The organism is Clostridium sp. (assembly GCF_051654825.1).
Classification (GTDB): Bacteria; Bacillota; Clostridia; order Clostridiales; family Clostridiaceae; genus Clostridium.
In genome coordinates this window covers 1-12841 of record NZ_JBOFYU010000240.1, presented here as the reverse complement: position 1 = coordinate 12841, position 12841 = coordinate 1, and the positions used below count along the sequence as shown (strand labels likewise).

Below are 12841 nucleotides of genomic sequence, written 5' to 3'. Positions count from 1 at the left end.
GGGGCTGTCGCATTAGCGGATTATAAAATCCGCTAGCGATAGCTCCTTTTTCATATCTATGGAAACCTGAGGCTGATTTTAGATGATGTATAAATACATCATCTAAAATAGGCGCACTTTAATAAGCCTAATAAAAAGACTAAAAAAAATAAATTATGAAGCTGGATTTAGATCAAATAAATGCTTACCAGTTCGGTTAGTTTGGATTTTATTATGTAATTTTTTAATGTTATGAGCAATTGCAAGTAAAATACTTTCTGCTAAAACATTATTTTTACCTCTACACATAAATCTTCTGAAGCTCATGTCGTGCTTTATTTGTGCAAAAGAACCTTCTGCTTGAATACTCCTATTAATTCTAAGTTGACACCCTTCCTCTGTAAGTATTCTATCTAAATCCTCCTTTCTTTGTCTATTAAACTTTTTTGAAGTCTCAAATTTTTTAGTTCTTTTTTCTAATGGCATTTTGGAATTGTTTCCCTTTATACATTTAGATTTATACTCACAGTTGCTGCAATCTTCACAAATATATATTGTTTTTTCACTTTTATATCCTGTCTTTGATTTTTTAATTACTGTTCCTTGAACTGATAACCTTTTGTGATTTTTGCATATAAAAGAATCGGTATCATAATCATAATTCATATTTTCAACTTTGCTAATATCATTTATATATTTTCTTGTTTTAGATATCTCATAATTGGATGGTTTTATAAATGCAATCTGATTATTATCTTCAATAAATGAGTAATTTTCTTCACTTTCATAACCTGCATCAGCAACTATCTTTGAATATTTAAAATCTAACTTTTCTTCCATTCCAGTTAAAAATGGAATCAATGTAGTTGTATCTGTTGGTTGAGGGCCGATAGTAAGCCAAGTTATATATTCAGCATCAACGCCATGTTGAAGATTATAAGCTGGCTTGAGTTGACCATTTTTCATTGCATCTTCTTTCATTCTCATAAAAGTAGCATCTATATCAGTTTTTGAATAACTATTTCTTTCACCGCAAGTGTAGACTTTCTTTGTATAATCTTTAAGTCTCAAAAGATATTCATCAAGACTTTCTATTGATTTTTGTAATAGACTTTTTCTTTTACCACATCCGTGGACGAATTCTATTCCTTCTAATTTCTTAAGTTGATTAAGTTTCTTTTTTAGTTTTTTTACATGCCTCATTTGAACTTTATCTTTGTAAACTAGTTTAATACCATAAAGTAATTCACACTCTTTAACAAGGTCGGCTATTTTTATAAGTAAATTGGCCATATTTTTTGTAACAGACTTTTTCCATATAAATGTATACTTATTTGCACAAGCTTCTATTTTAGTACCATCAATAAATATAGATTTACCTGAAACTTCACCAATTTTATATAAAAAATTTGATGTTTCAGCTAAAATTATTTCAGCATAAGGGCTAAAGTGAATACTTCTAAATCTTGCTAATGTTGAATGGTCGGGTGCGGAAGCCCCTTCAAGCAAAAACATAAAATTAATATCTCTACGACATGCACATTCTATATCTCTTGAAGAGTATATTCGATTCATATAAGCATAAAGCATGATTTTCAGCATATTTTTAGGTGAGATTTGATTTTCCCTTATTCTAAAATAAGTGGAATATAAGTCATTTAAATTCAACTCCTCAACAAATTGACTTAATAATCTTACCGGATCATTTGCTGGTATTTTATAATCCAAATCAAACTGAAGTTTGACTTGATAAAGCTTTTTATAAGTAGTATAATCTTCTTGTAAAATATTTTCTTTTGTTTTCATAAAAATATTTTATGTTAAATCCCAAACTTTATAAGTTTGGGATTTATCTTTTTGCACAAAAAAAGAGCTGTACACTAATTTCTTAGTGCGACAGCCCCTTGTTTATTATAATACAATAAAGGCTATAATGAAGAATAGTTTTTTCACTTTGATAAAATCCTTTTATATTGGGCGTATAATTTGATTTACAGCCTGTAAGAATTAAGAAAATAAATAAACATAAAAATGAGACAAGCTTTTTCTTCACAATAATAATCTCTAAATTTAACTTTAATTAACAATAAATTGCAAATTTATAATATCATATAAATAGGAGAATTACTTGATATTAGCAAAAAATAATCTTAAATAAAAAGGAGAGTGATTTTAAATATAATGGTTGCTCTTAATAACGTAATTAATTTAATGTAGGAGGAATAGATGAAAAAAGAATGTAAAAAACTAATAAGAACAATGTTACTTATATTGCACTTAATAGTTGGTATTGGTGCTTTAGCAGGAGGCAGTGCAGCTATAACAAACCCAGTTCAGCCACTTGGGTTGAGTGCTGAAATATATTTAAAAAACTCACCATTTAATGATTTTTTAATACCTGGTATTATTTTATTTATTGTAATAGGTTTAGGTAATTTATTAGCAGCAGTATTTATAAAATTAGATGTTAAGTTTAAAGGATATATAAGTGGATTTTTTGCATGTGCTTTAATTATTTGGATTGTTGTCCAATGTATAATGCTAAGAGAAATAAATTTTTTACATGTATTATTTTTTTCAATTGGTGTAGTACAAGGGATGTTTGCAAGCATTTTATTATATAAAGAAAGGTTGTTTCCTTTTGATATTATATTAAAGCATTTTAAGATATAGTTAGTAAATTATAAAAGCATTAAAAGTGTTGAATTTAATACTTCTAATGCTTTTATTTACTTTATACCTTTGATAATAAAGATTAAGCATATTTGGTAAAAATTATTAATAAAAATATAAAAAAATAATAATTTAATGTTGAATTATATCTAAAATATGGGTAAAATACATGAGGGGGAAGGTGGTATAATAATGAGAAAATTTATGATTAAAAGAAGAAAATCAATTATTGCAGCTATTATTAGTTTAGCTGTAGGAGCTACTTTAGGATTTACAGGTGGTACGACTCAAGAGGAAATTGATGTTCTTTTAGCTAAAAATGAAACTATTTCAATTCAAGTGAAAGAACAGAACTCTGTAATTAAAGAAAGTAATGAAAAATTAGATTCTTTAAATGAAGAAATAAAAGAGTTAGAAGCAAAGAAGCTTGAACAAGAAAAAATAGAAAAAGAAGAAGCTGAGAAAAAGGCTAAAGAAGAATCTGAAAGAAAAGCTAGGGAAGAAGCAGATAGACTTGCAAGAGAAGATGCTGAAAGAAAGGCACAAGAAGAGGCTTTAGCATTAGCTAATTCTCAACAAGATTATAATTCCTCAAATGCTGGTACAGGCTATGTTGAAGAAGAACCAATAGGACAACTTGTTTGGAAAACTAAATCAGGTTCTAAATATCATAGCAGAAACAATTGTGGAAATACAGATTCAGCAAGCGCAAGTCAAATTACAGTAGATCAAGCTATAAGTAATGGATTAGGTCCATGCTCTAAATGCTTTTAATTAGAGGTGAAATAGATGATTACAAATATAAAAAAATACATGGGAACTATAATTATATCATTAATATGCCTTTTTGTAGGAATTGCAATTGGATCACCTACAACTTCGCATACAACAACAGAATTAAATGAAGAATATGAAAAGATAAATGGAGAGTTAAGTGGTAAAGACTTAGAAGTTAAGGTACTTGATGAAAATATAAATAAAGCAACTAGTAAAATTAAAGAACTTAAAAAGTCAGTAAAACAGTAGGTATTCCTACTGTTTTTTCTTTTTTGAGTAGAAATTATTAAGAGTTTAAAAGTGATTGCTGTAATAATAATTTATTATTTCATCAAGGATTGTATTTAAGTAAATATTAACATCTGTATGTTTGGCTTTAATTTCTAAAAGTTTTCTTAAAGTAGAGGGTCTAAGCTTATATCCTCTTACTATTGTAAATTCTTCTCCATTTATAGGAGGGGTAATACCATTTAGCTTTTCTTTTTTATTATTTACCTTTGACATTATCATTTTGACACCTCATTTTTTAATTTTATTCTTATAAAAATTTCCCTTCATTAAGTAAATATGCACAAAAGTATATTTTAAAAAGAAAAATAAAAAAAATTATAATTTATTTCAAATTTTCGTGGTTTGCTCCGTAATTATAAGTATGGAAGGCTTTTAATAGAAATATTAAAAGAGATAAGATTATTTTAATTAAAAAAGGAAAGGAGAAGGCTTTATGGAAGAAATAGCTAGAGAGTTTAGGTATTTGTATAATTGCGACTTGCAAAGAGGAGGGTATATAACAATTCCAAAGGAGATTTATTCAGAAGAAGCTTATAAGGATTTAAGTAATGATGCTGTATTACTATATGGAATTTTATTAGATAGGTTTAAGTTAAGTAGAAGCAATAATTATATAGATAAATATGGAAGAACATATGTAGTAGCATCTTTAGAAAGGATTTCTGAAATACTTAAGGTATCTAGGGGTAAAGCTAGAAGAACTATAAGAGAACTTGAAGCGATGAAATTATTAAAGATTGAGAAGATGGGAGGGTATAATTCTAAACGAAGGATGTTTTTAGGTGAGTTTTTTGTTGATGGAGATAAAGAGGCTAGGCACAAAAAAGATACTATGGATGGTACAAATATTGCACCATCCAAGGTACAAAATTTGTACCCTAATAAAACTTATAATAATAAAACTTATAATAATAAATATGTAAAAAAAGATATTGGAGTAAATAGTTGTTACTTAGAGGAATTTAACTTTGAAGATTAATTTATAGGAAAAATAATTTTAAGGGGGAATATTTATGGAGTTACCAAAAGCAATAGAAAGTGAGCAAGCTATTTTAGGGTCTATGCTTAATTATAAAGAAGTAGTTAGAGAGGTAGTTGATATATTAAAAAGTGAATATTTTTATTATACAAATAATTTTAAAATATTTAGAGAAATAAAGGAACTTTACAATGAGGGATTAGTATGTGATATTCCTACATTGTCACAAAGCTTAAATAATAAAGGGATTTTGCAGGAAGTAGGTGGAGTTACTTATTTAGTAAAGCTTTATGAGGGAGCTACATTAGGTGAAAATATTAGATATCATTGTGAATTAATAAAGGATAGTGCAAAGAAAAGAAATATTATAGAAATGAGTAGAGAACTAATAAGAAGGGCTTATTTAATGGATGAAAAGGCTGATGAGATAATAAACTACGGACTTGGGGAGATGTATAAGCTTATAGGTGAAAAAGGTGATATGTACAAGCTATCTGAATGTATTGATGAAGAACTTTGTGAAATTGAAGAAAGATATAATAAAGGTGGAGATATAATAGGAGTAGATACAGGATTTGAATCCTTAAATAAAGTAATAGGAGGACTTCAAAAGGGGAATTTATTTGTTATTGCAGGAAGACCTTCTATAGGGAAAACAGCTTTCGCACTAAATATAGCATTAGAAGCAGCTAAGAAAAGTACAGTTGCTATATTTTCCTTTGAAATGTCTAGAATAGAAATAGCAGACAGATTTTTAAGTTATGAAGGTGGTATTAATTTAAGCAAGATAAAATCAGGAAAATTATTAGATGATGATTTTATAAAAATATCAGAAGCATCAAGCACTTTAAGTCGTAGAAATGCCTATATTTATGACGGAGGAGCATTAACGGCAGAAGAAATTAAGGCAAAATCAAAGAAGTTAAAGGCAAGTGTGGGGTTAGATGTAGTTGTAGTTGATTATATTCAACTTATTAAATCAGAGGAAAGAAAATGGACGAATAGATCAACTGAAGTTGGTGATATATCTAGAGCACTTAAGAATTTAGCTAGAGAACTTGGAGTAAATGTTATAGCTATATCACAATTATCAAGGGGAGTAGAATCTAGAGTAGATAAAAGACCAGTTATGTCAGATTTAAGAGAGTCAGGGGAAATTGAGCAGGATGCTGATATAATAGCTATGCTTTATAGGGATGAATACTACTATAAAGATAGTGAGGCAAAGGGTATTTGTGAAATATTAATACCTAAAAATAGAAATGGTGTTACAGGTATGTTTAAGCTTAAGTGGTTGCCAAATATTTAGAGGTTTACTGAGCTAAAATAGATAATATTAATTTTAAGTAAGAAAATTTTACCTAATATTTATCATAAAGAATGTATATTTAACTATCTTAAAAAAAGTAAAATTGTAAGATATGAGAAGACACCTTTATAGTAAACAATTTTATTATTTAACTTGTTTACTATTAAAGGTGGCATATTACTATCCTACTGTTTTTTTGTTTTCATTAATATATTTTAAACAATCCTTAGCCTTTAGAGGTTTGCTAAATAAGTATCCTTGATATATACCATCACCTAAGGAGTCTAAAATAGCTTTTTGATTTTCATTTTCTACAAATTCACAAACAATATTTAAATCAGAATTTTCACAAAGTGTGTACATTGCATCAACTATTGAAAGTGAATCTTTATTTATTTCAATATCTCTAATAAGGCTTCCATCAAGCTTTATAGTATCGATAGAATATCTTTTTATATATAAAATAGGGTTATATCCTTCACCAAAATCATCAATAGCAAATTTTACGCCTAAATAGCTTAGTTGCTTTATTTGAGATATAGTTATGCTATCAGTACCTAAAGCAGATGTTTCAGTTATTTCTAATTTAATATCACTAAATTTCAAATTATTTTCTTCTATAATAGATTTAATAAAAACATAAAAAGAAGGATCTTTTAATTGTGTTGAAGATATATTAATAGAAAGTTCTAGATTAATATTTGATTCATTAAGGATTTCTTTAAATTCAGCACAAGATTTTTTTATAATCCATTTTCCTAATTTATTTATGTAACCTGATTCTTCTGCAAGATATATAGCAATGTTAGGGGGAATATTCCCAAGAGTTGAATGTTTCCATCTAAATAAGGCTTCTACACCAATAACTAAACAATGTTTATTCACTTGAGGTTGATATTCTAAATATAATCCATTTTCTTTAATTAAATCATTATATAAATCAATAGATAAAATTTTAGATATTCGGCCTATTGAATCAGTTCTATTTATAAGTTTTAAATCATTAGATTTACTTGAAAAATTATAATACTTAAATTTATTATAAGAATGTTTAACTTCTATTTCAAAAACTTTATCTGATAATTTAACAAATGGAATATAAATAAGGGTTCCTATTACTAAGTTTATTATTTGAACAATTACACCTGAAAAATCACCAGTTAAAAAGTAACCATTAATAAATATAGGCATAGAGGAACTTATAAAAATAGTATCAATATTTATAAATCCTATATATAGGGCAAAAAGGCTTATTAAAGTCGATATCAATGGAACTAATATAAAAGGAATTAAGTATATTGGGTTAAAAATAATAGGTAGCCCATAAATAATAGGTTCATTAATATTAAAAAAACTAGTTATTACTATTAATGGTGAATTTATATTACTTTGTCTTTTGGGTTTAAGTATATATATTGCTAATAAAAGGCAAATTGTAGAACCAGCGCCTCCTAAATTAGATAATATAACATAGAAAGGTGTGTCAGATTGACCGTATAATATATGCCCTCCATTTCCACCAAAAAACCAAATTAATTGATTTAGAAGTACATCTTTTAAGGTGAAGAATATAGATTCACTGCTACTTCCTAGAATAATAAATCTATCAAATAACTTGTTAAGAATAGCAAACTTAAATAATATTGTCATTAATATAGTTAGTATAGATGGAATTATAGCGTATGTAGCATTTTCATAAATTTTATCGTAATACTTTAACTTTTTAAGTTTAATTTTCTTTATATATTTATAAACAAAGATGAAAAATTGAGAAGTAATCAATACAAAAACAAATGACAAACAAGTTTTAAAAATATATATGGCGTAATTGTCAGGGTGATTATTATAGTTTATATTTAAAATATGAGTGCAAGTAACTGATATCGATGCTGGGATAACAGAACATATTTTTATATCATTCTTACTATCTTTATTAAAATTATCTACAAATGTACTACTAATAGAAAATGGAAGTGAGTAAATTAAAGCAATATTAATAACAGTTCTAATTTTATATAGAGACGATATATAAATTTCGTATTTATCTATAATAAACAAATAATGTGCAATGTCAAACATGTAAAGAAAAATTTGTAAAAAGCAACCTATTAAAATCAAAGGTTTTATTTTTAATAAACCGTCTTTTATAGACAATATCCATTTATTACTATAAATTTTATAAACAAAAGTATAAAAGTAATTTTTCATGGTTACCTCCTTAATATTGTTACAGCTACATATTATATCATAATAATCTAAAATATTACATAATTAATCTTTACGCTTTATAGATTTATAGATAGTAATATAATAAAAATAAAAAACAATCTTAAATAGTTATAGTATTAGTATGTATTTTATGTCATTTATTATAGGTGTAAAATGATTAAATATATTATAATTATTATAAAATACCAATAAAGGGACGGGTTTAATGAGTAATACAGTGAAAATACTTGAAATAAAAGAAGATAATATAGAAGAGGTTTTAAAAGTTATACATAATTCATTTGAAACAGTAGCTAAAGAATATGGATTAACTAAGGATAATTCAAAGGGGAATGCAGCTTTTATTAACAAAGGGAAACTTATAAGTGATAAGAAAAGTGGGAATTTAATGTATGGTTTATTTAAAGATGAAGAATTAATAGGTTTTATGCAGCTAAAAAAGAAAAATGATTTAATATATATATTAGAAAATTTATCCATACTACCTATGTGGAGGAATAATGGATACGGAATATTATTACTTGATAAAGCTAAAGAAGATATGAAAAATCTTGGTGGTAAAAAGCTTTCATTAGGATGTATGTATGAAAATACTAAACTAGTTGATTGGTATGTAAAAAATGGATTCATTTATAAAGGCAAAAAATCTTATAAAAAATATCCTTATACAGTAGGCTTTTTTGAGTATATGTAATTAAGTCAAAGTAAAATACTTAAAAGTTAAGAGTTAATTGAAGTATATAAAAAAGTTAAGAATTAAAAAACTAATAGATTAAATTAATTAATAAGAGTAATTTTTTGCGCATTTTATTTAAAATTTTCATTTTTACAGTATATTGAATAATAAATATTAGTAGGGTATAATTAAAAACAGGTTTATACTTCCAGTATATACCTGTTTTTATTATTAAATAATGTTTTAGAGAGGTAAAATGAGTATATTTAAATTAGAAGCTAAAAACATAAGAAATGAATTGATTACCTTACGAAGAAACTTGCATCAATATCCAGAACTTGGAATGCAAGAAAGGGAAACATCTAGGTTTATTAAAGAGTTTTTAAAAGCAGAAAATATACCTTTTATAGAGACAGCAAAAACAGGAGTATGTGGAATAATTAAGGGAACAAAGGGTGATGATTTAAATAGATGTATTGCACTAAGGGCAGATATTGATGGACTTCCTTTAGAGGATAAAAAAGTATGTGATTATTCATCTAAGATTAATGGAAGGATGCATGCTTGTGGTCATGATGCTCATACAGCAATCTTGTTAGGAGCAGCAAAGCTCTTAAATAAGCATAAGAACTTATTTAGTGGAACTGTAAAGTTATTGTTTGAGCCAGCAGAGGAAACTGTAGGAGGCTCTAGATTTATGATAAATGAGGGAGTTTTAGACTCACCTTATGTGGAAAAAATTTGCGGATTGCATGTAGAAGAATCTATAGAAAATGGAACTGTAATGGTAAGAAGAGGAGTAGTTAATGCAGCTTCAAATCCATTTAGTATAACTATAAAGGGAGCAGGAGCTCATGGAGCTTATCCTCATAAATCCATAGATCCAATAGTAGTGGCAAGTGAAGTGGTTTTAGCAATTCAAAATATTATTAGTAGAGAAGTAGATACCTCTAATCCAGCTATTATTACAATAGGTAGTATTCATGGTGGAACAGCTCAAAATATAATTCCAGAAGAAGTAAAGTTAAATGGAATTATTAGAACTATGGAAAAAGAAGATAGAATCTTTATAAAAGATAGATTAGTAGAATTAGTAGAAGGAATATGCAAGGCATTTAGAGCAAGCTCAGAAATAGAAATAGAAGATTCATATCCTAGTCTTTATAATAATGATGAAATGGTAGACCTTTTTATAGAAGTGGCAAGTAACATCTTAGGAAAAGAAAATGTACTAGAACAGAAAAAATCTAAGATGGGTGTAGAAAGCTTTTCTTACTTTGCAAATGAAAGACCATCTGTATTTTATTTCTTAGGCACTGGCAATAAAGAAAAGGGAATTATTCATCCAGCACATAGCAATCTTTTTGATATTGATGAGGATGCCTTAGAAACAGGTGTTTCCATACAATGTGAGTTAGTTCTTCAATATTTGACAAGAAGCTAAAATAATATTAATCTATAACAATGGGGAAAGTATAATTAAGACAATAAACACTAGGAGTGATTAATTTGATAATACCAATAGGAACAAATGAAGCAGGTCAAAGATTAGACAAATTTTTAAGAAAGTTATTAAAGGATGTACCTTTAAGTAAAATCTTTAAGGCCTTAAGAAAAGGTGACATAAGAGTAAATGGTAAAAAGCAAAAGGAAAACTATAGTCTTCAATTAGATGATGTCATTGAAATTAAATATATTCAAAGTAATAAAGAAGAAAGAAAAAAGAAATTCATTAAAGTTGAAGCAGGTGGCTTAAAGGTTACTTTTGAAGATGAAAATTTACTTGTAGTTGAAAAATGGCCTGGTGTATTAGTTCATCCAGATCAAAAAGGAAAAGAAGCTACATTAACTGATTATGTTTTATCTTATTTAAATGAAAAAGGTGATTACTTACCTGAAAATGAAATTACATTTACACCAGCATCATGTAATAGATTAGATAGAAATACATCAGGTATAGTTATATTTGGTAAAAACTTTGAAGCCTTAAGGTCATTAAATGAAATGATTAGAGAAGGAAAAGTTGAAAAATACTATATGACTTTAGTTAAAGGTAAAGTTAAGGATGGTTTATATAAAGGATATATCTTAAAAAATGAAGATGTAAATATATCTAAGGTTTATGATGAAGAAGTTAAGGATTCTAAAGAAATAGCAATGGAAGTTAAAACTATTCAAACTAATGGAGCATATTCATTACTTGAAATAAACCTTATAACAGGAAGAAGCCATCAAATTAGAGCTCATTTAGCTCATATAGGAACACCTATTATAGGAGATAGTAAGTATGGAGATAGAAAGCTTAATTCATTCTTTGCAAATAAGTTTGGATTAGAATGTCAATTCCTTTATGCTTATAAATTAATATTTAGAAATACTCCAGAAAAATTAGCTTATTTAAAGAACAAAACTGTAGTAGAAGCTCTACCACCAATGTTTAAGAAAATAAAGACAGACGTATTTAAGTTTAGATAGATTTTTAAAAGGGGAAAATTATGGAAGAAAGAACTGCTGGACGTGGATTTTTAATATTATCAGTTGCAGGTATCTTAGGAAAACTGTTATCAGCTTTATATGTTCCACTATTAACAGGGATAATTGGAGAGAATGGATATGGTATATATTCTGTAGGATATGACATATTTATATTCTTATTTGCAATATCTAGTTTAGGAGCTCAACCAGCAATAACAAAGGTAGTAGCAGAATTAAGAGCTGTAGGAAATCATAAAGATGCATTAAGAGCCTTAAAGCTTTCAAGGAATTACTTAGCCATTGGAGGCGGACTTTTAACGGTATTATTTATGGCTATTGCATTTCCATTTGCAAACCTAATATCAAGACCAGACTCAGCACTTTCATTTGTATTTTTAGCACCAGCTATAGTTTTAGCAGCTATTTTAGCAGCATATAGAGGATATATGCAAGGGATAGAGGATATGCATTCCCTTGCTATATCACAAGTTTTAGAGCAACTTGTAAATGTAATGCTAAGCTTAGTATTTGCAGCTCTATTAGTTGGAGTAAGTGTACAGTGGGGAAGTGCGGGAGGAACTATAGGAACTTCTTTAGGGGCTTTAGTTGCAATAGTTTATATAATTTATATCTACGAAAAGAGAAATTATGAAGATGAAGCAATAGAAAATCATAACGAAGGAAAAAAATCTATTTCTGACAAAAAAATAATTAGAAAGCTAGTTATGTATGGATTACCTATTACTCTTGTAGCAGGTGTTCAAAATTTTGCAGGAGTAGTTGATGTAATTACTGTAGGAAAAAGTTTAAAGGCAGCAGGATTCAATGGAGTAGCTATAAATGAGTATTCAGCAGTACTTGGATATTATAAAGTTTTACTTTATGTGCCACTTACTATAGTTACAGCACTTGGAACATCAATATTCCCAAGAATAATTCAAGCCTTTGTTCATAAGGATAAAAAAGATTTAAAAAAGCAAACAAAGTATGCATTTAGAATAACTTATATGATAGTTATTCCAGCAACACTAGGGTTAGCTCTTTTAAGTAAGGAAATTTATGCATTTTTATTCCCTAATGCAGGGGATGGATATAAATTGCTTATGTATGGATCAATAGTTTTAATATTTATGTCAATAACAAGTATTCAAAATGTAATACTGCAAGGAATAAATAAGTTTTACCTTATTATAGGAACTGCTTCTTTAGGAATTGCATTTAAGGTTGTATTTAACATACTATTAGTTAGAATTCCAGATATAAATATAGTAGGAGCTGTTATAGGGACATTCTTTTCATTTTTAATACCAGCAATTATTAATCATATTAAATTACAAAAGTTCTTTAAAGTAAGAATTCCTGTGATAGGTCAAGCAATAATTCCATTAATATCATCTATTATGATGAGTGGAGTAATATATGCATTTAAATCACCAGTAATGAGAATAGTAAA

At 27.4% G+C, this 12841-nt stretch carries 12 protein-coding genes; 9 read left to right on the top strand and 3 right to left on the bottom strand.

Annotation, left to right across the window (positions count from 1 at the left end):
• Positions 1–153: 153 nt before the first annotated feature.
• On the bottom strand, positions 154–1785 hold the full coding sequence (locus ACRDBA_RS14735; RefSeq protein WP_438573690.1) for an IS1182 family transposase: 1632 nt from the start codon (positions 1783–1785) through the stop codon (positions 154–156).
• 420 nt (positions 1786–2205) lie between these two features.
• On the opposite strand from ACRDBA_RS14735, the gene ACRDBA_RS14730 reads away from it, so the two are divergent.
• From ACRDBA_RS14730 to ACRDBA_RS14720, 3 genes are all read left to right on the top strand, one after another.
• Complete coding sequence (locus tag ACRDBA_RS14730) at positions 2206–2652, top strand: hypothetical protein (RefSeq protein ID WP_438573689.1); 447 nt, start codon at positions 2206–2208, stop codon at positions 2650–2652.
• Positions 2653–2844: 192 nt separating this feature from the next.
• Positions 2845–3426, top strand: a complete 582-nt coding sequence (locus ACRDBA_RS14725; protein WP_438573688.1) for a hypothetical protein — start codon at positions 2845–2847, stop codon at positions 3424–3426.
• A gap of 15 nt (positions 3427–3441) precedes the next feature.
• Positions 3442–3678 (top strand): hypothetical protein, encoded by a 237-nt coding sequence (locus ACRDBA_RS14720; protein WP_438573687.1) that lies wholly within the window; start codon positions 3442–3444, stop codon positions 3676–3678.
• A 45-nt stretch (positions 3679–3723) separates the two neighbouring features.
• Here ACRDBA_RS14720 and ACRDBA_RS14715 read toward each other — a convergent pair whose 3' ends face one another.
• The gene (locus tag ACRDBA_RS14715; protein ID WP_438573686.1) at positions 3724–3939 is read right to left on the bottom strand and encodes a hypothetical protein; all 216 of its coding nucleotides are present in this window, start codon (positions 3937–3939) and stop codon (positions 3724–3726) included.
• Positions 3940–4153: 214 nt separating this feature from the next.
• Here ACRDBA_RS14715 and ACRDBA_RS14710 point away from each other — a divergent pair, with 214 nt between their 5' ends.
• The gene (locus ACRDBA_RS14710; protein ID WP_438573685.1) at positions 4154–4699 is read left to right on the top strand and encodes a replication initiator protein A; all 546 of its coding nucleotides are present in this window, start codon (positions 4154–4156) and stop codon (positions 4697–4699) included.
• Between the two features lie 34 nt (positions 4700–4733).
• A complete protein-coding gene (gene dnaB / locus ACRDBA_RS14705) occupies positions 4734–6008 on the top strand; it encodes a replicative DNA helicase (protein ID WP_438573684.1) in 1275 nt (424 codons plus the stop codon).
• A gap of 180 nt (positions 6009–6188) precedes the next feature.
• On the opposite strand, the gene ACRDBA_RS14700 is transcribed toward dnaB, so the two are convergent.
• Positions 6189–8216, bottom strand: a complete 2028-nt coding sequence (locus tag ACRDBA_RS14700; RefSeq protein ID WP_438573683.1) for an EAL domain-containing protein — start codon at positions 8214–8216, stop codon at positions 6189–6191.
• Between the two features lie 226 nt (positions 8217–8442).
• Here ACRDBA_RS14700 and ACRDBA_RS14695 point away from each other — a divergent pair, with 226 nt between their 5' ends.
• From ACRDBA_RS14695 to ACRDBA_RS14680, 4 genes are all read left to right on the top strand, one after another.
• Entirely contained in the window at positions 8443–8931 is a 489-nt protein-coding gene (locus ACRDBA_RS14695) for a GNAT family N-acetyltransferase (protein WP_438573682.1), read from the top strand.
• 238 nt (positions 8932–9169) lie between these two features.
• Entirely contained in the window at positions 9170–10357 is a 1188-nt protein-coding gene (locus tag ACRDBA_RS14690) for a M20 metallopeptidase family protein (protein ID WP_438573681.1), read from the top strand.
• 65 nt (positions 10358–10422) lie between these two features.
• Positions 10423–11388 carry an RluA family pseudouridine synthase gene (locus tag ACRDBA_RS14685; protein ID WP_438573680.1) on the top strand — a complete coding sequence of 322 codons (966 nt, stop codon included), beginning with the start codon at positions 10423–10425 and terminating at the stop codon, positions 11386–11388.
• 20 nt (positions 11389–11408) lie between these two features.
• A partial coding sequence (locus tag ACRDBA_RS14680; protein WP_438573679.1) for a putative polysaccharide biosynthesis protein occupies positions 11409–12841 on the top strand: 1433 nt, incomplete at its 3' end.